26 protein-coding genes and 1 pseudogene are annotated in these 21,236 nt (G+C 69.1%); 5 read left to right on the forward strand and 22 right to left on the reverse strand.

Annotated elements, in window-relative coordinates; genetic code table 11:
- From OPU66_RS12980 to OPU66_RS12990, 3 genes are all read left to right on the forward strand, one after another.
- Positions 1–258 (forward strand): tetratricopeptide repeat protein (locus OPU66_RS12980; protein WP_498554079.1); only part of this gene is annotated, 258 nt, incomplete at its 5' end.
- On the forward strand, positions 258–881 hold the full coding sequence (locus OPU66_RS12985; protein ID WP_498554080.1) for an LON peptidase substrate-binding domain-containing protein: 624 nt from the start codon (positions 258–260) through the stop codon (positions 879–881). The genes OPU66_RS12980 and OPU66_RS12985, both read left to right, overlap by 1 nt.
- The gene (locus OPU66_RS12990) at positions 878–1,084 is read left to right on the forward strand and encodes a Trm112 family protein (protein WP_498554081.1); all 207 of its coding nucleotides are present in this window, start codon (positions 878–880) and stop codon (positions 1,082–1,084) included. The genes OPU66_RS12985 and OPU66_RS12990 overlap by 4 nt, the downstream gene beginning before the upstream one ends.
- Before the next feature lie 20 nt (positions 1,085–1,104).
- On the opposite strand, the gene OPU66_RS12995 is transcribed toward OPU66_RS12990, so the two are convergent.
- From OPU66_RS12995 to OPU66_RS13065, 15 genes are all read right to left on the reverse strand, one after another.
- Positions 1,105–1,323, reverse strand: coding sequence for a type II toxin-antitoxin system antitoxin (locus tag OPU66_RS12995; protein ID WP_498554082.1), 219 nt, complete (start codon positions 1,321–1,323; stop codon positions 1,105–1,107).
- 2 nt (positions 1,324–1,325) lie between these two features.
- Positions 1,326–2,225: an SPFH domain-containing protein gene (locus OPU66_RS13000; protein WP_498554083.1), complete on the reverse strand. Its 900-nt coding sequence runs from the start codon at positions 2,223–2,225 to the stop codon at positions 1,326–1,328.
- Between the two features lie 104 nt (positions 2,226–2,329).
- The gene (pal, locus tag OPU66_RS13005) at positions 2,330–2,851 is read right to left on the reverse strand and encodes a peptidoglycan-associated lipoprotein Pal (RefSeq protein ID WP_498554084.1); all 522 of its coding nucleotides are present in this window, start codon (positions 2,849–2,851) and stop codon (positions 2,330–2,332) included.
- Between the two features lie 30 nt (positions 2,852–2,881).
- Entirely contained in the window at positions 2,882–4,258 is a 1,377-nt protein-coding gene (tolB, locus tag OPU66_RS13010) for a Tol-Pal system beta propeller repeat protein TolB (RefSeq protein ID WP_498554086.1), read from the reverse strand.
- A gap of 55 nt (positions 4,259–4,313) precedes the next feature.
- The gene (tolA, locus tag OPU66_RS13015) at positions 4,314–5,084 is read right to left on the reverse strand and encodes a cell envelope integrity protein TolA (RefSeq protein WP_498554087.1); all 771 of its coding nucleotides are present in this window, start codon (positions 5,082–5,084) and stop codon (positions 4,314–4,316) included.
- Between the two features lies 1 nt (position 5,085).
- Entirely contained in the window at positions 5,086–5,514 is a 429-nt protein-coding gene (locus OPU66_RS13020; protein ID WP_498554088.1) for an ExbD/TolR family protein, read from the reverse strand.
- Entirely contained in the window at positions 5,514–6,215 is a 702-nt protein-coding gene (gene tolQ / locus OPU66_RS13025; RefSeq protein ID WP_498554103.1) for a protein TolQ, read from the reverse strand. The genes OPU66_RS13020 and tolQ overlap by 1 nt, the downstream gene beginning before the upstream one ends.
- Entirely contained in the window at positions 6,212–6,661 is a 450-nt protein-coding gene (ybgC, locus tag OPU66_RS13030; protein ID WP_498554089.1) for a tol-pal system-associated acyl-CoA thioesterase, read from the reverse strand. The genes tolQ and ybgC overlap by 4 nt, the downstream gene beginning before the upstream one ends.
- Positions 6,662–6,722: 61 nt before the next feature.
- Positions 6,723–7,739, reverse strand: coding sequence for a Holliday junction branch migration DNA helicase RuvB (gene ruvB, locus OPU66_RS13035; RefSeq protein ID WP_498554090.1), 1,017 nt, complete (start codon positions 7,737–7,739; stop codon positions 6,723–6,725).
- Positions 7,736–8,350, reverse strand: coding sequence for a Holliday junction branch migration protein RuvA (gene ruvA / locus OPU66_RS13040; protein WP_498554092.1), 615 nt, complete (start codon positions 8,348–8,350; stop codon positions 7,736–7,738). Before ruvA ends, ruvB begins: the two co-directional genes overlap by 4 nt.
- Before the next feature lie 31 nt (positions 8,351–8,381).
- Positions 8,382–8,858, reverse strand: coding sequence for a crossover junction endodeoxyribonuclease RuvC (gene ruvC, locus OPU66_RS13045; protein WP_498554093.1), 477 nt, complete (start codon positions 8,856–8,858; stop codon positions 8,382–8,384).
- A 25-nt stretch (positions 8,859–8,883) separates the two neighbouring features.
- Positions 8,884–9,627 (reverse strand): YebC/PmpR family DNA-binding transcriptional regulator, encoded by a 744-nt coding sequence (locus OPU66_RS13050; protein ID WP_498554094.1) that lies wholly within the window; start codon positions 9,625–9,627, stop codon positions 8,884–8,886.
- A gap of 29 nt (positions 9,628–9,656) precedes the next feature.
- Positions 9,657–9,896 (reverse strand): DUF2312 domain-containing protein, encoded by a 240-nt coding sequence (locus tag OPU66_RS13055; RefSeq protein ID WP_160591776.1) that lies wholly within the window; start codon positions 9,894–9,896, stop codon positions 9,657–9,659.
- A gap of 88 nt (positions 9,897–9,984) precedes the next feature.
- Entirely contained in the window at positions 9,985–11,370 is a 1,386-nt protein-coding gene (locus tag OPU66_RS13060; RefSeq protein WP_498554095.1) for a metal-dependent hydrolase family protein, read from the reverse strand.
- Positions 11,367–11,672 carry a DUF1244 domain-containing protein gene (locus tag OPU66_RS13065; RefSeq protein ID WP_498554096.1) on the reverse strand — a complete coding sequence of 102 codons (306 nt, stop codon included), beginning with the start codon at positions 11,670–11,672 and terminating at the stop codon, positions 11,367–11,369. Before OPU66_RS13065 ends, OPU66_RS13060 begins: the two co-directional genes overlap by 4 nt.
- A 73-nt stretch (positions 11,673–11,745) precedes the next feature.
- Between OPU66_RS13065 and pyk the strand changes: the two genes are divergently transcribed.
- Positions 11,746–13,206 carry a pyruvate kinase gene (gene pyk / locus OPU66_RS13070; RefSeq protein ID WP_498554104.1) on the forward strand — a complete coding sequence of 487 codons (1,461 nt, stop codon included), beginning with the start codon at positions 11,746–11,748 and terminating at the stop codon, positions 13,204–13,206.
- A 53-nt stretch (positions 13,207–13,259) separates the two neighbouring features.
- On the opposite strand, the gene OPU66_RS13075 is transcribed toward pyk, so the two are convergent.
- Positions 13,260–13,619, reverse strand: coding sequence for a hypothetical protein (locus OPU66_RS13075; protein ID WP_498554097.1), 360 nt, complete (start codon positions 13,617–13,619; stop codon positions 13,260–13,262).
- A gap of 305 nt (positions 13,620–13,924) precedes the next feature.
- Here OPU66_RS13075 and OPU66_RS13080 point away from each other — a divergent pair, with 305 nt between their 5' ends.
- Positions 13,925–14,923, forward strand: a complete 999-nt coding sequence (locus tag OPU66_RS13080; protein WP_498554098.1) for an adenosine kinase — start codon at positions 13,925–13,927, stop codon at positions 14,921–14,923.
- A gap of 87 nt (positions 14,924–15,010) precedes the next feature.
- On the opposite strand, the gene OPU66_RS13085 is transcribed toward OPU66_RS13080, so the two are convergent.
- The 6 genes and pseudogenes from OPU66_RS13085 to OPU66_RS13110 form a co-directional block, all read right to left on the reverse strand.
- A complete protein-coding gene (locus tag OPU66_RS13085) occupies positions 15,011–16,543 on the reverse strand; it encodes an amino acid permease (protein WP_498554099.1) in 1,533 nt (510 codons plus the stop codon).
- Positions 16,544–16,672: 129 nt separating this feature from the next.
- A complete protein-coding gene (locus OPU66_RS13090) occupies positions 16,673–17,062 on the reverse strand; it encodes an HIT domain-containing protein (protein ID WP_498554100.1) in 390 nt (129 codons plus the stop codon).
- 203 nt (positions 17,063–17,265) lie between these two features.
- A complete protein-coding gene (locus OPU66_RS13095) occupies positions 17,266–18,876 on the reverse strand; it encodes an ATP-binding protein (protein WP_498554105.1) in 1,611 nt (536 codons plus the stop codon).
- 110 nt (positions 18,877–18,986) lie between these two features.
- Positions 18,987–19,748 carry a TIGR02186 family protein gene (locus tag OPU66_RS13100; RefSeq protein ID WP_498554101.1) on the reverse strand — a complete coding sequence of 254 codons (762 nt, stop codon included), beginning with the start codon at positions 19,746–19,748 and terminating at the stop codon, positions 18,987–18,989.
- A complete protein-coding gene (locus OPU66_RS13105; RefSeq protein ID WP_498554102.1) occupies positions 19,745–20,659 on the reverse strand; it encodes a sulfite exporter TauE/SafE family protein in 915 nt (304 codons plus the stop codon). Before OPU66_RS13105 ends, OPU66_RS13100 begins: the two co-directional genes overlap by 4 nt.
- Before the next feature lie 56 nt (positions 20,660–20,715).
- Positions 20,716–21,236 (reverse strand): annotated as a pseudogene (locus OPU66_RS13110) (hypothetical protein); the annotation flags it as partial.

The following is a 21,236-nucleotide window of genomic DNA, read 5'->3' on the forward strand; positions in this document are numbered from 1 at the left end:
GATCTGGCCGGGCTGCGCGCGCGGGTCGCGGCGGCGCCGGGCGATCTGGCCGCGCGCTACGAGCTGGCCGGCGGGCTGATGGCGGCGGGTGACCGCGACGGTGCGGCCGATGAGCTGCTGGCGATCATCGCCGCCGAGCGCGACTGGAATGACGGCGCGGCGCGGACCCGGCTGCTGCGCCTGATGGAAGTGGTCGGGCTGGAGGACCCCTGGGCGGCGGCCACGCGGCGGCGGCTTTCGGCGGCGTTGTTCACCTGATGGCGGAGGGCGCGACCCGGCTGTCGGTGTTTCCGCTCGGCGGGGCGCTGCTGTTTCCGCGGATGCAGCTGCCGCTGCACATTTTCGAGCCGCGTTACCGCGCGCTGGTCAGCGACGCGATGGCGCGCGACCGGCGCATCGGCATGGTGCAGCCGCGCGGGCCGGGCGATCCGCCGCCCTTGTTCGACATTGGCTGTGTCGGCCGCATCGCCCATGTCGAGGCGCTCGACGATGGCCGCTACAACATCATCCTCGAAGGGCTGGCGCGGTTCCGCATCCTGTCCGAACTGCGCGTGGCGACGCCGTTCCGCCAGGTCGAGGCGCAGCTGATCGAGGATGTGCCGGAAGAGCCGCTGCCGCTGGCGCAGCGCGCCGCGCTGGAAACCGAATCGCGCCGCTTTGCCGAGGCGCAGGGCTATGCGGTCGACTGGAATGCGGTCAGCCGGCTCGATGACGAATCGCTGGTCAACGGCATCGCCCAGATCGCGCCGTTCGACACCGCCGCCAAACAGGCGCTGCTCGAAGCGCCCGATCTCGATTGCCGGGCAGAGCTGATCATCCAGCTGATGCAGTTTTTCGGCCGCCATGGCGGGGAGCGCGACGATCCGGTGACGCTGCAATGACCGGCGCCGACGACTCGCCCGCGCTCGACCCACGGCTGCTCGCCGTGCTCGTCTGCCCGCTGACGCGGACGGCGCTGCGCTATGACGAAGCGGCTGGCGAGCTGATTTCGGATGCCGCCGGCCTCGCCTATCCGGTGCGCGGCGGCGTGCCGGTGATGCTGGTCGAGGAAGCGCGCCCGGTCGGCGACAGCGCGCCCGCCTGAGCCGGTTCAGCCCTGAGTGGTTAGGCGCGCGGCGGCCGGCCGCGCCGGGCTGGTGCCGGCGCGGCAACGTGGATGCCGCGCCGGGCCAGCGCCTCGCGCAGCAGTGCCTCGATCTCGGCATTGACCGAGCGCAGTTCGGCGGCGGCGCAGCGCTCGATCGCGGCGTGGAGCGCCGGATCGAGCCGCAGCGCAAAGGGCTTGCGCGCCGCCGGGGGATCGCCGCCGGGCGGGGCCGCCATCGTCACTGATACAATGTGCCGGTGTTGACGACCGGCTGGGTGTCGCGTTCGCCGCACAGCACGACCATCAGGTTCGACACCATCGCCGCGCGGCGTTCATCATCCAGCTCGACGACATTCTTCTGCGACAGCAGTTCCAGCGCCATTTCAACCATGCCCACCGCGCCTTCGACCAGGGTCTGGCGCGCGGCCACCACCGCCTGAGCCTGTTGCCGGCGCAGCATCGCCCCGGCGATTTCAGGCGCATAGGCGAGATGGGTGAAACCGCATTCGTCGACGGCGATGCCCGCAGTCGCCAGCCGCTTCATCAGCTCCAGGCGCAGCTCTTCGCCCACCTCGTCATGATTGCCGCGCAGCGTCACTTCGGCATGGGTGAAATCGTCATAGGGATAGCGCGAGCCGATGGCGCGCACCCCGGCTTCGATCTGCACATCGGCAAAGGCCTTGTAATCATCGACATCGAACAGCGCCTGGGCGGTGTCGGTGACGCGCCACACGACCTGCGCCGCGATCTCGATCGGGTTGCCGCGCAGGTCGTTGACCTTCAGAATCTCGCTGACCAGATTGTTGGCGCGCACCGACACTTTGCGGCGCACCAGCCATGGCCAGGTCCAGCGCAGGCCGGTGCCGCGATCGGTGCCCAGATAGGCCCCGAACAGGATGATCGCCGCCGCCTGATTGGGCTGGAGCATGTAAAAGCCCGGCGTGATGACAAGCAGCGCCAGCGCGCCGGCAATGACCAGTGGGCCGTTCTGCATCGCGCCGGCCAGTGCGATCAGGCCGATGGCGCCCAGCAGCAGCAACAGCATGGCATAGCCGTTGACCGCCTGGGTCGCGCGCTCGCGGCTGACGTTGAGCGCCTGATGGGTCGTCTGCATGGTCGTGATGCCTCCCGAAAACATGATATCATATTAATATCATTTTTCGGGAGGCGCAAGCTGATCCGTCCCATGTTTCCGGGCCGCCGGGCGGTTCTACCCGGCGGCGAACATGGGCGCAGGCGTGCTTACTGGACGGTCACGGTGACGGCGCGGCGGTTCTGCGCCCAGGCGGCTTCGTCCGACCCGGTCGCTTCGGGGCGTTCCTTGCCATAGCTGAGGACGCTGATCCGCGCCGCGTCGATGCCCAGCGAGGCGAGATAGTTCTTCGCCGCATTCGCCCGGCGTTCGCCCAGCGCGAGGTTGTATTCGCGGGTGCCGCGTTCATCGGCATGGCCCTCGATGGTCACGCGCACCTGCGGATATTGGCGCAGATAGGCGGCCTGGCTGTCGAGCACCGCCCGGTCGGTCGCATCGACATCCGACTGATCGGTGTCGAAATAGATGCGGTCGGACTGCACGGCGGCGCGGAAATGTTCCTGGCTGCCCGGCTGCGGCCCGGCATCGGGGGTCGGCGTCGCCGTTTCGGTCTGCTGCACCGGCGGCGGCGGCAGATCCTCGGCCTTGGGGGTCTTGGCGCAGCCGGCGAGCGCGATCAGCGCGGCAGAGGCCCAAAAGGCCGGGGGCAGGGCGGTCATCTTGCGGATCATCTGGTTTCTCCTTTGCTGCAAACAGGGTCGTCAGGGGAGCAACGGCCCCCATGTCGGGTCGGAACCGTCGACCGGGGTCGGGATCCGGCGCAGGTTGCGGCCGGTCAGATCGACCTGCCACACGGTCGACCGGCCCGACCGGCCGGGGCTGGTGCGGAAGAACTGGATCACCCGGCCATTGGGCGACCAGGTCGGCGCTTCGTCCTGCCAGTCGTCGGTCAGCAGCCGCTCATTGCCGCCCGATGGCGCCATGACGCCAATGCGGAACCCGCCGGCGATGCGGGTATAGGCGATCAGGTCGCCGCGCGGGCTCCATTCCGGGGTCGCATAAGCGCCGCCGCCGAAACTGATCCGGCGCTGGTCCGATCCGTCGGCGTTCATCACATAGAGCTGTTGCTTGCCCGACCGGTCGCTTTCGAACACGATCCGGCTGCCATCGGGGGAAAAGCTGCCGCCGACATCGATCGCCGGCGATGTCGTCAGCCGCACCGGCGTGCCGCCGGTCGCGGGCATCCGGTAGATGTCGGTGTTGCCGCCGACGCTCATCGAAAACAGCAATGTCCGCCCATCGGGCGAGAAACGCGGCGCGATGATCTGGTTGGCGGTGTCGAGCACCAGCCGCTGGCCGCCGGTGCCGACATCATAGACATAGATTCGCGGCCGCCGCCCCTGATAGCTGACATAGACGATCGACTTGTAATCGGGCGAAAAACGCGGGGTGAGGACGAGATTCTGGCCATTGGTCAGGAAGCGGTGATTGGCCCCGTCCGAATCCATGATCGCCAGCCGCTTGACGCGCGCGTCCTTGGGCCCGGTTTCGGCGATATAGGCGATGCGGCTGTCGAAGAACGGGCTTTCCCCCGACAGGCGCGAATAGACCATGTCGGCGCATTTGTGCGCCGCGCGCCGCCAGTCGCGCGGCGCGACGACAAAGCCCGCGCGCTTCAGCTCGGTCTGCAGCGTCACGTCGTAGAGATAGCAGCCGATGGTCAGCTGCCCCTGATCGGCGCGGACATAGCCCTGGACCAGCGCCTCCGCCCCCATGCCGCGCCACACGCCATAGCCGGGGGCGTTGATCTGGGCGAAATCGGGGGCCGGCAGCCCGCCCGGCCCGACCGGCACGAACAGCCCCGATCCGCGCAGATCGGTGGCGATCACGTCGGCGATCTGGCGGCCGAGCGCATCGGTCGCGCCCGCCTCGGTCTGCTGCGCGGCGGGGGTGGCGAGCGCGGGCACGGCGATTTTCAGGTCATCGCCGCTCGCCGCCGTCACATCGACGCTCAACCCGGCAGGCGGCGCGCCCCCAGTCCCGATGCCCGCCGTCGCCACTCCCGCGGTTTGCGCCGTAACCGCGCCGCCGGCGGTCAGTGCCGCGACCAGCGCCGTCAGCCTTGTGATCCTGTTCATCCCTGCCACCACATTGTCCCCGTCAATCCGTCCACACCCGGCGCATCGGCCCGGGTCACAATCCCTCGTAAAGCTGCGGCCGGATCACCCGCCACGCCGCATAATATTGCTTCGGCAGCCGATAGGGTGCCGCGCGCCTGACCGCCGCCAGCGCCCGTTCGACAAACACATCGGCCTGGGCGCGGTTGCTTGCCGTCACCCCGCTCGGCCCGATCACGCGCAGCTCGCCGATAATCGCCCCGTCTTCCGACAGGTTGGCGACAATGGTGACGCGCAGCCGGTCGACATCGGCACCGCTGGGCGGCTTCCAGTGCGGCTTGAGCTGGCGGATCAGCTCGGCGGCCAACGCGCCCTGTTCTTTCGGGCCGATGGGCGCATCGGTTGCGGTGCTGCGGCTGGCCGAGGCTTTTTCGGCAATGCCCTTCAGGAAATCGGGGCCGAGCCGCGCGCCCTTTGGCGGCGCTGCGGCGCTGGCCTCGGCGGGCTTGCGCGGCGGCTTTGCAGCTTCGGTCGCTGTTTTGGCCGGGGCCGGCTTGTCGGCAGCACGCGGGCGCGGCGCAGGCGCATCGGCCTTGGGCGCGGCAACCGGCTCCGCCGCCGGTTCGGGCTGGCCCAGTTCGGGCGCGACGCTGGTCGCGGGCTGCGCCTTGGCGGGATCGGGCGTTGCCGCTTCCAGCCCGACATCCTCGACAAACTGCACCTCGACCGGGGGCCGGTCTGCTGTCAGCGGCAGCGGCGCGGCCAGGAAACCGAACGACAACAGGCCGATGGCCAGCGCATGGCCACCCGCCGCAATCCCCAGTCCCAGCCGCTCGGCGCGGTCCATGTCAGCGCCGCTCCTCGCCGGTGCTGACCAGCGCGACCTTGTTCAGCCCCGCGCGGTTGAGCTCGCCCAGCACGCGCATCACCCGGCCATAATCGAGCGTGCGGTCGGCGCGCAGATGGATTTGCGGCTTTTCCCCGCGTGCGGCGATGGCGCGCAGCCGGCCGGGCAGATCATCGGCGGTCACCGGCTCCTCGCCAATGGCGATCACCCCGTCGGCGGCAAGCGAGATCACCACCGGCTCGTCGGGCTGGTCGAGCGCGCCCGCGCGGCTTTCGGGCAGGTCGACCGGCACCCCGGTGGTGAGGAGCGGGGCCGTGACCATGAAGATGATCAGCAGCACCAGCATCACATCGACCAGCGGCGTGACGTTGATGTCAGCCATCGGCGCGCGCCCGCGCCCCCGCCGGCCTGAGGGAAGCTGCGCCCCCATCAGCGGTCGGCGTCCAGCTCGCGCGACAGCGTCGCGTGGAAGGCGTCGGCAAAGCGCAGCAGCCGCGCTTCCAGCCGGTCGATGCCGTGGCTCAGCCGGTTATAGGCGATCACCGCCGGAATGGCGGCGAACAGGCCGATGGCGGTTGCGAACAGCGCCTCGGCAATGCCCGGCGCGACGACGGCAAGGCTGGTGTTCTGCGCCGATGCGATGGCGGTGAAGCTGCGCATGATGCCCCACACCGTCCCGAACAGGCCCACAAACGGCGCGACGCTGCCGATGGTCGCCAGAATGTTGAGCCGCGCCGACAGCCGGTCGATCTCGGCGGCGCAGGCGCTGTTCATCAGCGTCGCCAGCCGCGCACGCACGCCTTCGCGGTCGACCACCGCCCCGGCGGTCGAGCGCCGCCATTCGCGGATGCCGGCGGCAAGGATGCGGGCGGCGGGGATTTCGGCCTCGCCATGCCGGTCGAAAAACCGGTCAATGTCCTGGGCCTTCCAGAACTCGCGCTCCAGCCGGTCGCTGTCGCTGCCTGCCCGGCGCAGCTTCGCGCCGGCGGCAAGGATGATCGCCCAGCTCCAGATGCTTGCGGCAAGCAGGCCGATCATCACCGCCTTCACCACCAGATCGGCCTGCTGGAACAGGGCGATGGGCGACAGGCTGGCGGGATCGCCGGGCAACAGGGTCGGGTCCAAGGTCAGGCTTCCTCCAACAAAGCGGCGAACAGCTGGGTCCAGGCGCGGGGCTGACGCCGGGGCCGGCCATCGGGGCCGACAAACGCCGCCAGCACCTCCGCCTCGGTCAGCATTTCGTCGCCGCGCATGACTGTCTGATGAATATGAACGGCCGGGGCCGTGATCCGGGTCAGCCGGGTGAGGATCAGCAGATCATCGTCGAGCCGCGCCGGCCGGCGATAGCGGATGCTGAGATCGGCGACCGCATAGACGCCGCCGCCCGCCTCATGCGTTGCACGCTGGTCGATCCCGGCGACGCGCAGCATGTCCGAGCGTGCCCGTTCCATATAGCGCAGATAATTGGCGTGATAGACAATGCCCGCCAGATCGGTGTCCTCGAAATAGACGCGCACCGGGAAACGGTGGGTGCGGCCGACAAAGCGGCCCGAGGCGGGAAGATCGCGGCTGTCCATCGCGCCCGCCTTAACCGATTGCGACTCGGGCGACCAACCCCCGTTTCGGGGATGGGGCCGGTCAGTCGAACAGCCCGCCTGCCTCGCCGCCGGGCACCTCCAGCCCCAGATGCGTCCAGGCCGGGCCGTTCAGGCAGCGGCCGCGCGCGGTGCGTGCGACCAGGCCAAGCTGGATCAGATAGGGCTCGATCACATCCTCGATGGTGTCGCGCGGTTCCGACAGGCCGGCGGCCAGCGTTTCCACCCCCACCGGGCCGCCGCGATAAATGTCGGCGATCATCGTCAGATAGCGCCGGTCCATCGCGTCGAGGCCGAGCGAATCGACCTCGAGCCGGGTGAGCGCGGCATCGGCGATCGCACGCGTGACCACGGCCGCGCCCGCCACCTGGGCAAAATCGCGCACCCGCCGCAGCAGCCGCCCGGCGACGCGCGGGGTGCCGCGCGCGCGCCGCGCAATCTCGCTGGCGCCTTCGCTGTCGATGCCGATGCCGAGCAGCCGCGCCCCGCGCGTCACCACCCGTTCCAGCTCGGCCACCGTGTAGAAGTTCAGCCTGACCGGAATGCCGAACCGATCGCGCAGCGGCGTCGCCAGCAATCCCTGCCGCGTCGTCGCGCCGACCAGCGTGAAGGGCGGCAGATCGATCCGCACCGAGCGTGCCGACGGCCCTTCGCCGATCATCAGATCGAGCGCGCGGTCCTCCATCGCCGGATAGAGCACCTCCTCGACCGCCGGATTGAGCCGGTGAATCTCGTCGATGAACAGCACATCGCCCGATTCAAGGTTGGTCAGCAGCGCCGCCAGATCGCCGGCCTTGGCGATCACCGGGCCGGAGGTGGCGCGGAAGCTGACCCCCATTTCGCGGGCGACGATCTGGGCAAGCGTGGTCTTGCCCAGCCCCGGCGGGCCGAAGAACAGCACATGGTCGAGCGCCTCGCTGCGCAGCCGGGCGCTGTCGATGAACACGCGCAGATTGGCGCGCGCCGCTTCCTGGCCGACAAACTCCTCAAGCGTCTTGGGGCGGAGCGCGGCATCAGGATCGTCATCCTGCCGAGCGGGCGACAGCAGCGGCGCGGTCATGCGGTCGCCAGCCGCAGCGCGGTGCGGACCAGCGCATCAAGCCCGGCATCGGCCCCCAGCTCGTCGGCGGCGCGCGCCACCGCCGCCGCCGCGACCCCGGGCTTGAAGCCCAGATTCTGGAGCGCCGAGACGGCATCGGCCGCCGCCCCGGCCGGCGGTGACGCCATGCCGTCGGCCGAGGCCGTCCCGGCCATGCCGGTGATGCCCATCGCCCCGGCCTTGTCCTTGAGTTCATTGACGATGCGCGTCGCCAGCCGGGGACCGACGCCGTTGGCGCGCGCGACCATCGCCTGATCGCCGGTCGCGCAGGCGCGGGCCAGCTCGTCCGCCGACAGCGCCGACAGGATGGCGAGCGCGACCTTGCTGCCCACGCCCTGCACGCCGGTCAGCAGGCGGAACCAGTGGCGTTCCTCGGCGCTGGCGAAGCCGATCAGGCGCATGTCGCTGTCGCTGACCTGCATTTCGGTGTGGACGGTCACGCGCGCGCCCTCGCCGCCCAGCCGGTCGCGCGTGCGCGCGCTGCACTGGACCAGATAGCCGACGCCCTGAACGTCGATCACCGCCCAGTCGGGGCCGGTTGCATCCAGAAGGCCGGTCAGCTTTGCGATCATGCTTTGTTCTAGGCCGGGGGCGGCCCGGCGGTCAACGATGGCTGCCGAGCAGATGGGCGTGGGTGATCGCCACCGCCAGCGCATCGGCGGCGTCCGGCCCGGCCAGCCTGACGCCGGGCAGCAGCACGCCCAGCATCGCCTGGATCTGTTTCTTGTCCGCGCCGCCGGTGCCGACCAGCGCCTTCTTGACCAGCTTAGTCGCATATTCGGCGACCGGCAGGCCGGCACGGGCAAGCGCGAGCAGCGCGACGCCGCGGGCATGGCCCAGCTTCAGCGTCGACTGCGGATTGACGTTGACGAAAACTTCCTCGACCGCGCCGGCATCGGGCCGGTGGTGGGCAATCACCTCGGCCAGCGCGGCATCGAGCGCGGCCAGGCGCGCGGGCAGCGGCAGCGCGGCATCGGTGCGCACCTGGCCGTTGGCGACATGCGACAGGCGGCTGCCGGCCTTGGCGATCACACCCCAGCCGGTCGCCGTCAGCCCGGGATCGAGGCCGATGATGATCATCGCCGGCCGGGCTGGCGGAGCCGGATCAGCCCAGCCGCTCCATCACCGCGTCGGGAATGTCGTAATTGCCCCACACGGTCTGCACGTCATCGTCATCGTCGAGCGCGTCGATCAGCTTGAGGAGCAGCCGGGCATCGTCCTCGCCCACTTCGGTGCGCAGGCTGGGCCGCCAGGCCAGCTTCACCCCGTCGGCCGCGCCCAGCGCCGGTTCGAGCGCGCGGGCGACCTCGTGCAGCGAATCGACGCTGGTCCACACCGCATGGCTGTCGCCATCGCTCTCGACATCATCGGCCCCCGCCTCGATGGCGGCTTCGAGCACCTTGTCCTCGTCGCCGACATGGCCCGGATATTCGATCAGCCCCAGCCGCTCGAACCCGTGGCTGACCGAACCCGACGCGCCCATATTGCCGCCATTCTTGGTGATGGCGGTGCGGACATTGGTCGCGGTGCGGTTGCGGTTGTCGGTCAGCGCCTCGACGATCAGCGCGACGCCGCCGGGGCCGAAGCCCTCATAGCGGACTTCCTCGTAATTCTCGCCCTCGCCCTTGGACGCCTTGTCGATCGCGCGCTGGATATTGTCCTTGGGCATCGACTGCGCCTTGGCGGCGTTGATCGCCGCGCGCAGCCGCGGATTCATGTCCGGATCGGGCAGGCCCATCTTGGCCGCGACGGTGATTTCGCGGCTGAGCTTGGAAAACATCGCCGAGCGCTTTTTGTCCTGCGCGCCCTTGCGGTGCATGATGTTCTTGAATTTGGAATGGCCGGCCATGTCCCTGACCCTTTGCTGGCAAGCCGCGCTCAGTCGAGGCCGAGCGCGTTGCGATAGGTTTCGAGAAGGGCGTCGGCTTCCTGCCGCGCATTCTTTTCCATCCGGCGCAGGCGCACGATCGCCCGCATCGTCTTGACGTCATAGCCATTGGCCTTGGCCTCAGCATAGACGTCGCGGATATCGTCGGCGATGCCCTTTTTCTCTTCTTCCAGCCGTTCGATGCGCTCGATGAACAGGCGCAATTGTTCGGCTGCGACCGCGTCACTCATATCAACCCCGCTCAAATGAAGGGGTGCGCTTTACGCGCATGACGGCGACAGGGCAACGCCCTGCGCCGTCCCGCGCGCCCGTCGGCCCTCAGCGCACCGGAAATGTCTGGCGCGCGCCGCCCAGCTTGTGGACGACGCCGCGCCGCATCACGAACTCGACCTTTTCCAGCCGCCGCACATCGTCGAGCGGATTGCCCTCGACCGCGATCAGATCGGCATCCTTGCCCGGTGCGATCGACCCGATCCGGTCGGCGCGGCCGAGCAGCGCCGCCGCCTCGACCGTCGCTGCGCGGATGGCATCGACCGGGGTGATGCCGACCGCCGTCATCAGCGCGAATTCCTCGCCATTGATGCCGTGCACGCCGACGCCCGAATCGGTGCCAAAGGCGATGCGCACCCCGGCCCGGGCGGCGCGGGCATGGCTCTGCTTGACGACCTTGGCCACCTCCTCGGCCTTGGCGACCGAGGCGGCAGGGCGTTCGCCCGCCCGGCCCTGACGCAGCACGCTTTCAAACGCGAGCATGGTCGGCACCAGATAGGCCCCGGTCTTGCGGAACAGGGCAATCGTCTCGTCATCGATGAACGAGCCATGCTCGATCGAATCGACGCCCGCGCGCAGGGCGGCGTCGATCCCTTCCTTGCCATGGGCATGGGCGGTCGCCTTGCGGCCAAAGGCATGGGCGGTGTCGATGATCGCCTTCATCTCCTCGTCGGTCATCTGCTTGCCCAGACCGCCGGCGATGTTGCTGCCGACCCCGCCCGAGGCGGCGAATTTGATCACCTCGGCACCCTGGAAGATCTGGTCGCGCGTCGCCCGGCGGCAGTCATCGGCACCGTTGCACAGCGCGGTCGAGCCATGGCGCTCGGCCTCGGCAAACTCGGCCTTCAGCCCGTTGGCGTCGCCATGCCCGGCGGTAACCGAGATCATCTCCCCGGCATTGACGATGGTCGGCCCTTCGATGTCGCCGCGCGCAATCGCGTCGCGCAGCGCGCGGATGCCGCGCGGCTGGCCGCCCAGATCGCGCACCGTGGTGAAGCCGGCGGCCAGCGTCTTGCGCGCGGCGACCAGCGCGTCGACGAACCCGTCCTCATTGTCCTTGATCGCGTAATCGAGCCTGGCGCGCAGCGGCTCCCCAGTCGAATAGAAATGGACGTGCATGTCGATCAGGCCGGGCAGCACATGGCGGGTGCGCAGGTCGATCAGCTCGGCCCCCGGCTCGGGCGCGACAAAGCCGTCGCGCAGCTCGGCGATGGTGCCGCCGCGCACGATGATCGTCGTCGGCCCGCGGGTGATGCGGCCCGGCTCGGCCAGCACCGCCCCGGCCTGAATGTAGCGCACCGGGGCCGCCGCTGCCTGACCCGCCGCCGCCTGTCCGCCATTCGTCTGTGCTGCTGCCGGCTGAACCAATGCCGGCTGGGCCAATGCCACCCCGGCCAGCAGCCATGCGCCGAGCGCGCTTTTGCCAATCCTCATCGCTCTTCTCCCTGCGTCTGATTGCGGGCGATGCTCTGTTCCATCCGCGCCAGCTGTTCGGCGGTCGCGGGCTGCTGGTGCATCGCTTTCCATTGCGGATAGGGCATGCCGTAAACCGCCTCGCGCCCCTGATCGCGGTCGAGCGCGCCGCCGCTGGCTTCGGCCAGCCAGTCGCCCAGACAATTGCGGCAAAATCCGGCCAGCCCCATCAGGTCGACATTCTGCGCATCGGTGCGGTGCTGCAAATGGGCGACGAGGCGGCGGAATGCGGCGGCGGCGGCCGCGTCGGAATATTGTATCATGCGCCCTTCCCCCGGGTTGATCGCCCTCGATTAGACGCTAGACCCATCAAATCCAACGGCAATGGCGAGAATGATGGCGAATAGCGTTGAGGCGCGGTCGCGCCGGGTGCGGGTGCTGGCGACCCTGGGGCCGGCCAGCCGCAGCCCCGAAATGATCGAGAAACTGTTCCGGGCCGGGGCGGACGCATTCCGCGTCAACATGAGCCATGGTGCCCAGTCCGATCATGCGCAGACCATCGCCCATATCCGGGCGCTCGAAAAGCAGCTTGGCCGGCCGACCACCATCCTTGTCGACCTGCAAGGGCCCAAGCTGCGCGTCGGCAGCTTTGCCGAGGGCATGGTGCTGTTGAAGACCGGCCAGACCTTCGTGCTCGATCGCGACACGACGCCCGGTGACCAGACCCGCGTGTGCCTGCCGCACCGCGAGCTGTTCGTCGCGCTGGAAGAGGGCGCAAGGCTGCTGCTCGACGATGGCAAGCTGGTGCTGCGCGTCGTCAATCACAGCCATGACCGGATCGAGACGGTGGTCGAGGTCGGCGGCGCCTTGTCGAACAACAAGGGGCTGAATGTCCCCGATGTCGTCGTGCCGCTCGCCGCGCTGACCGAAAAGGACCGGTCGGACCTGGCGTTCGCGCTCGATCAGGGGGTGGACTGGGTCGCGCTCAGCTTTGTTCAGCGGCCCGAGGATGTCGCCGAGGCGCGGCGGATGATCGGCGGGCGCGCAGCGCTGCTCGCCAAGATCGAAAAGCCCGCCGCGCTCGAACGGCTCGATGCGATCATCGAGCTGGCCGATGCGGTGATGGTCGCGCGCGGCGATCTCGGCGTCGAGCTGCCGCCCCAGGCGGTGCCGCCGATGCAGAAGCGGATCGTGGAAGCCGCGCGGCGCATGGGCCGGCCGGTGGTCGTTGCCACCCAGATGCTCGAATCGATGATCAAGGCGCCAACGCCGACCCGTGCGGAGGTGTCCGACGTCGCCACCGCCATTTATGACGGGGCCGATGCGGTGATGCTGTCGGCCGAAAGCGCGGCGGGCGACTGGCCGGTCGAATCGGTGGCGATGATGAACGCGATTGCCGAGGCGGTGGAGCGCGATCCCGGCTATGCCGCGCGTGTCCATTTCACCGAAACGCGCCCCGATCCCACGACCGCGGATGCGCTGGCCGAGGCGTCGGGCGAAATCGCCCGCACGATCGGGGCGGCGGCGATCATCTGCTTCACCACCTCCGGCTCGACCGCGCGGCGCGTGGCGCGCGAGCGGCCCTCCGCGCCGCTGCTCGTCCTCACCCCCCGGCTGGAGACCGCGCGCCGGCTCGGCCTGCTCTGGGGCGCGCATGCGGTGCGCACGCGCGACGTGTCGTCGTTCGAGGAGATGATCGGCAAGTCGAAGCGCATGGCGCTGCGCCATGGCCTGGCCAAGGCGGGCGACCGGGTGATCATCATGGCCGGGGTGCCGTTCGGCACGCCGGGATCGACCAATGTCGTCCATGTCGCGCGCATCGCCGGCGACGAGCTGCGCGGCCACCGCACCGACTGACGCCGCGCGCCCCGGTAGCGGAAGATCGGCGGCGGAAGATCAGCGGCGGAAGATCAGGGGCGGGTTGGCCCCCGGTGCCGGGCGGCAAGCGCGGCGACGCAGCTCGCCCGGTCGATGTCGCGGCCATCGGGCTGGCGCGCATCGACATAGGTGACGACCGGCTCGCCGCGCGCGCGGGTGCGGTAGAGATAGGCGTCGAGCACGCAGATCGGCCCGGCGAATTGCAGCTTCACCGCCTGATCCTCGCGAATGTCGAGTTCGGGCGGGCCGAACAGCGCGACCAGCCCGGCCGCCGTCGCGCCCAGCACCCGTTCCAGCCCCGATACGCTGAGCACCGGCGGCGTCACCGGCAGCGCGCGCGGCAGCGGCGCGGGCCGGGCCGCACAGCCGCCGAGCAGCGCCAGCCCGATCATCGCCGCCGGCCAAACCGGTTTGCGGAGCCTGTTTCGGTTTGGAATCGCCATCATCGCCGCTGACAAACATGGCCGCCACCGCCCGGCAAGCCGCGTCCGCATCCGGCTGCGCCAGCCCGGTTGCGGGCAGAGCCGGGCAGAGCCGCTCCGGCATCCCCCGCGCGCCCGGCCGGGAGCGGTGCCGCCGGAGTTGACGGCGCTCCGATCCGCTCTATGGCCCGCGCGGTCAGCCATGCGGGCCGCGCGCGTCCTCGCGATGGTTTCCTGCCATGGGTTCCTGCCATGGTTGCCTGAAGGAGAAAAATGTGTCCGATGCCCGTTACGATGTCGTCGCGATCGGCAATGCGATTGTCGACGTGATCGCCCGCGCCGACGAAGGCTTCATCACCGACAATGGCCTGCGCAAGGGCTCGATGCAGCTGCTGTTCTCGACCGAGGAAGCCGAGACGCTTTACGCCAAAATGGGGCCGGGCGTGGAAACCAGCGGCGGTTCGGCGGCCAACACGCTGGCCGGGCTGGCGGCGCTCGGGCTGCGCTGCGGCTTTATCGGCCAGGTCGCCGACGACCAGCTCGGCCGCGTGTTCGCGCATGACATGCGTGCGCAGGGCGTGCGGTTCGACACCGCGCCGCGCACGGGCGAACCGGCGACCGCGCGCTGCCTGATTGTTGTCACCCCCGATGGCCAGCGGACGATGAACACCTTTCTCGGCGCGTCGCAGTTCCTGCCGGCGGCCGCGCTCGACCGCGAGATGATCGCAGCGGCGGAGATCCTCTATCTCGAAGGCTATCTGTGGGATCCCGAAGAGCCGCGCGCGGCGATGCGCGATGCCATCGCCGTCGCCCGCGCCGCCGGCCGGCGCGTCGCCTTCACCCTGTCGGACGTGTTCTGCATCGAACGCCACCGCGACAGCTTCCGCCAGCTGCTTGCCGACGGGATGGTCGACATCCTGTTCGCCAATGAAAACGAGCTGCTGTCGCTCGAGGAAAGCGATGATTTCGACGCCGCGCTGGCGGCGGTCGCGGCGCGCGTGCCGACGCTGGTCGTCACCCGCAGCGAACAGGGCGCGATCGCCGTGCAGAACGGCGCGCGCGCAACCGTGGCGGCCGAGCCGGTGACCCAGGTGGTCGACACCACCGGGGCGGGCGATCTGTTCGCCGCCGGCTTCCTTGCCGGTCAGGCGCAAGGGCGCAGCCTTGCCGACAGTCTGGTGATGGGGGCGGTCTGCGCCGCCGAAGTGATCAGCCATGTCGGCCCGCGCCCGCAGGCCGATATCAAGGCGATGGTCGCCGCCCGGCTCGGCTAAACATGAAACCGGCCGGCCTGCCCCTGAGAGAGGGCGGGCCGGCCGGTTCCGGGGGCCGGGCTGAGGCGTCAGCCCGGCAGCGCGGGATTACAGCCCGGTCGGCAGCGGCGGCACCGGCCCCGGCGGCACATCGCCACCCGTTTCCGGCACATCGACGATGCCGCGCCCGACATGGCTGCGGCTGCGGCTGTAGAGGAAATAGACGACCAGCCCGATCGCCGCCCAGACGAAGAACAGCAGCTTGCTCTTCTCATCCAGGCTCCAGAACAGATAGGCGCAGCCGGCAACCGCGATCGGCGCGGTCAGATACAGGGCCGGGGTGCGGAACGGCCGCTTCCGCGTCGGCTCGGTCTGGCGCAGGATCATCACCGCGATCGACACCGCGGCAAAGGCGAACAGCGTGCCCGAGTTCGAGATATTGGCCAGCTGACCGACCGGGAAGAAGGCCGCGAACAGCGCCACCGCCACCCCGGTGATCACGGTGATGACGTGCGGCGTGTTGTAGCGCGGGTGGATTTTCGAGAATGCCTGGGGCAGCAGCCCGTCGCGGCTCATCACGAAGAAGATGCGCGTCTGGCCGAACATCATCATCAGGATGACCGACGGCAGTGCGAGGCCGGCTGCCAGCCCGATCAGGTTGCCGATCTGCGGCCAGCCGATCTCGCGCAGCGTCCAGGCCAGCGCTTCCTTGGAGCAGGTGACGGCATTGTCGCTGATCAGCGCGCACTGGGCGGCCAGTTCGCGGCTGCCGGGTTCCAGCGCCTCACCAGCCGGGCCGAGCACCGGCTGCCCGCCGACGGTGCCGATCACCCCGGCTGCGACCAGCAGGTAGAAGATCGTGCAGATGGCGAGCGATCCGATCAGGCCGATCGGCATGTTGCGCTGCGGATTCTTGGTCTCTTCCGCCGCCGTCGAGACGGCATCGAAGCCGACATAGGCAAAGAAGATCGACGCCGCCGCCGCCGACACGCCTTCAAAGCCGAGCGGCATGAACGGGGTGAATTTTTCCATGTTCATCACCGGCACGGCGAGAACGATGAACAGGCAGAGCGCGGCGACCTTGATCGCGACCAGAACGGCGTTGACGGTGGCGCTTTCCTTGGTGCCGAGCACCAGCAGCCAGGTCACCAGCCCGGCAATCGCCATTGCCGGCAGGTTGATCATCCCGCCATCGAACGGCCCGAGCACCAAGGTGTCGGGAATGTCGATTGCAAAGGCATGTTCGATCAGCCCGACGACATAGCCGGACCAGCCGACCGACACCGCCCCGGCGGCGACCGCATATTCAAGGATCAGCGCCCAGCCGACCATCCAGGCCAGCAGTTCGCCCATCACCGCATAGCTGTAGGTATAGGCCGAGCCCGACACCGGCACCATCGCCGCCATTTCGGCATAGCAAAGCGCCGCCACCGCACAGACCAGCCCGGCGATCACGAACGAAATCATCATGCCCGGCCCGGCCTTCTGCGCGGCCTCTGCCGTCAGCACGAAAATGCCGGTGCCGATGACCGCACCGATGCCGAGCATCGTCAGCTGGAACGCGCCCAGCGTGCGTTGCAGCGATTTTTTCTCCGCCGTGGCAAGAATGGCGTCGAGAGGCTTTTTACGCCCGAAAAACATGCCTGTCTGATCCCCGATTGTCATGCGCGGTCGGCCGCGTCGCTCTGGGGCGCAAACCCTAGAGGCTAATCGCGGCCGTGCAACTTTATTATCACGGTTGTGCCGCTGCGGCCTGTCCCCAGCCCGGCCTCAGCCGGCCGCCGGACGGGCGAGCATCGGTCCGAGCGGCCGCCCGGCCAGAATATGGACGTGGAGGTGCGGCACCTCCTGATGCGCGTCATGGCCGATATTGGCGAGCAGCCGGTAGCCCGGCTCGACCAGCCCGGCCGCGCGCGCGACCAGCCCGACCGCGCGGACAAAGCCCGCAATCTCCGCATCGCTGGCCCGGGCCGAGAAATCGTCCCACGACACATAGGCCCCCTTGGGGATCACCAGCACATGATGCGGCGCCTGCGGGTTGATGTCGGCAAAGGCGAGCGCCCATTCGTCTTCATGCACGCGCGTGCATGGCAGTTCGCCGCGCAGGATGCGCGCGAACACATTGCCGTCGTCATAAGGCGCGGTGGCGTCGGTCGGCATGGTTCCTCCCTGTGTTCGGCCCTGGCCGATAGGGCGAAACCGGCGCGGCTGGCAACGGGCGGCGGCTGTTCGACGTGCGCGTTTGTTAGGGAAGACCGGCACCGGCCCGCACCCGCGCCGTGAGGCGCGCAACAAACAACCTGCCGAGAGGCGCGCGCCAAACAACGCCGCCCGTGCGCCCTCAGCCGCGCAACGACAACCCCTCAGCGCCCCTGCGAGCGCCAGCGCTTGATCACCCGGCCGAGCATCTCGTCCTCGCCGCCGGTCTGTTTCCACAGCTCGGAGAACAGCGGATCGCCAGAGGCGGGGCGGCGATGTTCTTCCAGCGTGTCGAGCGACACCCGGATCGGGATCGACACGCCCTCGCCGCAGATGATCGCCTCGCGGTTGCGCAGCGCCGGCACCGAATCGAGGAACCCGCGCGACCCCTCGGGCATCGCCGCCTTCACGAACGCCTGGTCGCGTTCGTTGTTGAGGCGCATCGAGATGATCGTGCCGCACTGCGACAGCACGCCTTCGGCCAGATCGGAGGGCCGCTGGGTGATCAGGCCCAGCGAGACGCCATATTTGCGCCCTTCCTTGGCGATGCGGCTGAGGATGCGGCCGACCGACGAGCCATCGGCATTGCGTTCATTGGGCACATAGCGGTGCGCCTCTTCGCAGACGAGCAGCACCGGCCGCTGGCGCTCGCCGCGCGCCCAGATCGCGAAATCGAACACCATGCGCGACAGCACGGCGACGACGACCGAGGTGATTTCCGACGGCACGCCCGACACGTCGATGATCGAAATCGGCTTGCCGTCGCCCGGCAGGCGGAACACGCGGGCGATGAAGTCGCTCATCGTGTCGGCGACCAGCATCCCTGAAAACATGAAGCTGTAGCGCGGATCGGCCTTGATCTCGTCGATCTTGGTCTTGAGCCGCATATAGGGCGCGCTGTCGCCCGCCTTGTCCAGCTTGCCCATTTCCAGCTGGATCAGGTTGGTCAGATCGGACAGCAGATAGGGAATGGGCGCATCCACGGTCAGTTTGGACACGGTTTCGGCCAGCCGGTTCTTCGCCTTGGCGGCGAGCAGGCATTTGGCGAGAATGTCGGCGTCCATCTGCCGGTTCGACCCGGTCGAGGTCAGGAACACCTCGCAATGTTCCTCGAAGTTCATCAGCCAATAGGGCATCGCCAGGTTCGACACGTCGAAGATCGCGCCATTGCCCTTGAACGCGGCGGCATATTCGCCGTGCGGGTCGATCATCACGATATGGCCTTCGGGGGCCATGTCGCAGATGCGGTGGAGGATCAGCGCCGCCGAGGTCGATTTGCCGGTGCCGGTCGAGCCGAGCAGTGCGAAATGCTTGCCGAGCAGTGCGTCGATGAACAGCGCGCCGCGGATGTTGCGCGTCGGATAGACGGTGCCGATCTCGATCGAGGGGCGGCCGTCGGCGGCATAGATTTCCTTCAGGTCGGCGCTGGTCACCGCATGCACCGGCGTGCCCGGCGTCGGATAGCGGGTGACGCCGCGGCGAAAATTATAGATTCGCCCAGTCAGCCGTTCCTCATCGCCTTCGCCAAGAAAGTCGATATGCGCGCGCACCCCGGTGCCGTCGCTGTCAAGGCAAAGCGAGCGGACATTGGCGACCAGCCAGACACTGCCGACCTTGATCTTGACCTGCGATCCGACCTGGCCGGCCATGGCAACGCTTGGATCGGCGTCCCGGCCCATCAGCTCGATCTGCGCGCGTTCGAGCCACAGCTGCGAGTTCGATCCCGCAATCTCGATCACCGCGCCCAGCGGCGGCAGCGCGGCATGGCCGGTCATGGCCTGGTTGTCGGCCGGCTGGAACGCCCCGGCATGATTGGCGAGATCCATGGTCCCCTCCCAGGAAAGCTCAGATGGGCAGGGGTGATAAGGGGGCCGGGTAAAGAAAGTCAGAAGCGGCGGAACGCCATGCCCGCGCCCCAGCCCAGCCCCAGCGACAGCAGCACCGCGACGATGCCATATGCCAGGCCATGGCTTTCGGCGGTGGCGGCCACATAGCGTTCAAAGCCGCTTTTCGCGATGTCGATGTCGCGCACCGCCCCGGCGATCACCTTGCCGTCGCTGATCAGGAAGGTTTCGGCGGTGTAGGCGCCGACCGGCACCCGCGCCGGGATGCGGATGCGCGCGCGGTAAAGCACGCCGTCGGTGATCTCGACCGCGCCGGGCTGTTCGACGAACAGCCCGCTGCGCTGGCGCAGGTCGATCAGCCCGCGCTCGAACCGGCGCGCCTTGTCCGGCGACCCGGCATCGGCGGGCGACAGCTGGAGATTCTGGATGCCCAGTTCATAGATTGCGGCGGTGCGCTCATCGACCAGCTCGCCGATCGGGCGCGATGTCGCCACCGCATAAAAGGCCGGGGCGGAGCGGAACCGGCTGCTCTCGGCATTGAGCCAGATGCCCGCGACCTTGCGCTTTTCACGCACCAGAATCGATTCGGACGGGCCTTTCACCACCACCGCAATGTCCGCCGGCCGGCGCGGCACCCGCCCGCCGGGATAGAGGATCGCGCCGAACAGCAGCAGCTCGGCCCCGGTGAAGCTGTAGATGATCTCGATCCGGCGCTGCGACACATCGGGGACCAGCACCGGCTTGGTCGCGCCGACCAGCAGCGGCAGCGCGGCGAGCGCGGCAAGGATGCGCAGCCCCCTCATGCCAGCTCGATCGAATAGATTTCATCGGGCCGCCAGCCAAGGCCGAGCGCCATCCGCATCGCCACGGTGAGCACCAATATGGCAAGCGCCAGCCGCAGGATGTCGGGGCGGATGCGCTGCGCCAGCCGCGCGCCAAGCTGCGCGCCCACGACCCCGCCGATCAGCAGCAGCGCCGCCAGCACGATATCTACCGCGCGGGTGGTGGTGGCGTGGATCAGCGTGGTCGCCGCGGTCACGAACAGGATCTGGAACAGCGAGGTGCCGACCACCACCCGCGTGCTCATGCCGAGCAGATAGATCATCGCCGGCACCATGATGAAGCCGCCGCCGACGCCGAGGATCATCGTCAATATGCCCGTCGTCATGCCGAGCAGGAAGGGCGCGAGCGGCGAGATGTAGAGGCCCGAGGCGTAGAAGCGCCAGCGCAGCGGCAGGGCGGCGACCAGCGGATGGTGCCGCCGCGTGCGCGCGGGCGGCACCACGCCGCGCCGGGCTGCGCTGAGCGCGCGCAGCGCATCGCGCATCATCAGGCTGCCGATGCTGCCCAGCAGAAGCAGATAAAGGATGCTGATCGCGGTATCGATCTGGCCCAGCCCCTGGAGCAGGCGGAACAGCCAGGCCCCGATCAGTGCCCCCAATATGCCGCCGGCGACCATCACCAGCCCCATATGCACATCGACGCCGCCGCGCCGGAAATGCGCGAACACGCCCGACACGCTCGATCCGGTCACCTGGCTCGCGGCCGAGGCGGCGGCGACGGTCGGCGGGATGCCGTAGAAGATCAGGAACGGGGTGACGAGAAAGCCGCCGCCGACGCCGAACATGCCCGACAGCACGCCCACGCCCAGCCCGAGCGCGGTGATGACGAGCGCGTTGACCGACAGATTGGCGATGGGCAGGTAAAGGTCCACGCTGGCTCCCCGTGTCCTGTTCCACCCCTATCGGCGGGGGCGGCGCGGGGGCAAGCTCAGAAATCGGCCCCGAGACTGAGTGCCGGCCCCGATCCCGGGCTGGCGCGGCCGGCGATCCGCTGGCGCCATTCGGCCGCCACCCGCATCCGGCCGACGCGCAGTGCCGCCTGCGGCCCGGCATCGAGCCGCGCCGCCCCCGGCTGCGCCCCGCCCCATAGCGCCGCGCCCAGCCTCAGCCTGCCCCCGATCGGCCGCTCGACGCGGACGAGCGCGTCGACAAACGGATCGCGCCGCCTCAGCCCGACCAATCCGGCCTGGCCATAGCCCGACAGGCGCAGCCCCTGTGGCAGCATGACGTCATCGACCCCGCCGAACAGCGTGAGGGCGACGGCGTTGCGCCCGCCGCGCTCGATCGCCACCCGCCGCTCGACCGCAAGCGTGAGCGCGCCGGGCAGGCGCGGCAGCCGAACATCAAGGCCAAGTGCGCCCTCCGCCCCCGGCTGGCCGAGCGGGCGCGACAGGCGCGCGGCGAGGGCGACGCCCGGCAGCAGCGGCCGGGTGATGCGCAGCCCCGCCT

It is taken from the genome of Sphingomonas sp. URJC2, assembly GCF_059803575.1.

Bases quoted from the DNA above. Each gene is read 5' to 3' on its own strand.
- OPU66_RS12985 (WP_498554080.1), top strand. From the start codon at position 258: ATGGCGGAGGGCGCGACCCGGCTGTCGGTGTTTCCGCTCGGCGGGGCG.
- OPU66_RS12990 (WP_498554081.1), top strand. From the start codon at position 878: ATGACCGGCGCCGACGACTCGCCCGCGCTCGACCCACGGCTGCTCGCC.
- OPU66_RS12995 (WP_498554082.1), bottom strand. From the start codon at position 1,323: ATGGCGGCCCCGCCCGGCGGCGATCCCCCGGCGGCGCGCAAGCCCTTT.
- OPU66_RS13000 (WP_498554083.1), bottom strand. From the start codon at position 2,225: ATGTTTTCGGGAGGCATCACGACCATGCAGACGACCCATCAGGCGCTC.
- pal (WP_498554084.1), bottom strand. From the start codon at position 2,851: ATGATCCGCAAGATGACCGCCCTGCCCCCGGCCTTTTGGGCCTCTGCC.
- tolB (WP_498554086.1), bottom strand. From the start codon at position 4,258: ATGAACAGGATCACAAGGCTGACGGCGCTGGTCGCGGCACTGACCGCC.
- tolA (WP_498554087.1), bottom strand. From the start codon at position 5,084: ATGGACCGCGCCGAGCGGCTGGGACTGGGGATTGCGGCGGGTGGCCAT.
- OPU66_RS13020 (WP_498554088.1), bottom strand. From the start codon at position 5,514: ATGGGGGCGCAGCTTCCCTCAGGCCGGCGGGGGCGCGGGCGCGCGCCG.
- ybgC (WP_498554089.1), bottom strand. From the start codon at position 6,661: ATGGACAGCCGCGATCTTCCCGCCTCGGGCCGCTTTGTCGGCCGCACC.
- ruvB (WP_498554090.1), bottom strand. From the start codon at position 7,739: ATGACCGCGCCGCTGCTGTCGCCCGCTCGGCAGGATGACGATCCTGAT.
- ruvA (WP_498554092.1), bottom strand. From the start codon at position 8,350: ATGATCGCAAAGCTGACCGGCCTTCTGGATGCAACCGGCCCCGACTGG.
- ruvC (WP_498554093.1), bottom strand. From the start codon at position 8,858: ATGATCATCATCGGCCTCGATCCCGGGCTGACGGCGACCGGCTGGGGT.
- OPU66_RS13050 (WP_498554094.1), bottom strand. From the start codon at position 9,627: ATGGCCGGCCATTCCAAATTCAAGAACATCATGCACCGCAAGGGCGCG.
- OPU66_RS13055 (WP_160591776.1), bottom strand. From the start codon at position 9,896: ATGAGTGACGCGGTCGCAGCCGAACAATTGCGCCTGTTCATCGAGCGC.
- OPU66_RS13060 (WP_498554095.1), bottom strand. From the start codon at position 11,370: ATGAGGATTGGCAAAAGCGCGCTCGGCGCATGGCTGCTGGCCGGGGTG.
- OPU66_RS13065 (WP_498554096.1), bottom strand. From the start codon at position 11,672: ATGATACAATATTCCGACGCGGCCGCCGCCGCCGCATTCCGCCGCCTC.
- pyk (WP_498554104.1), top strand. From the start codon at position 11,746: ATGGCGAATAGCGTTGAGGCGCGGTCGCGCCGGGTGCGGGTGCTGGCG.
- OPU66_RS13075 (WP_498554097.1), bottom strand. From the start codon at position 13,619: ATGATCGGGCTGGCGCTGCTCGGCGGCTGTGCGGCCCGGCCCGCGCCG.
- OPU66_RS13085 (WP_498554099.1), bottom strand. From the start codon at position 16,543: ATGTTTTTCGGGCGTAAAAAGCCTCTCGACGCCATTCTTGCCACGGCG.
- OPU66_RS13090 (WP_498554100.1), bottom strand. From the start codon at position 17,062: ATGCCGACCGACGCCACCGCGCCTTATGACGACGGCAATGTGTTCGCG.
- OPU66_RS13095 (WP_498554105.1), bottom strand. From the start codon at position 18,876: ATGACCGGCCATGCCGCGCTGCCGCCGCTGGGCGCGGTGATCGAGATT.
- OPU66_RS13100 (WP_498554101.1), bottom strand. From the start codon at position 19,748: ATGAGGGGGCTGCGCATCCTTGCCGCGCTCGCCGCGCTGCCGCTGCTG.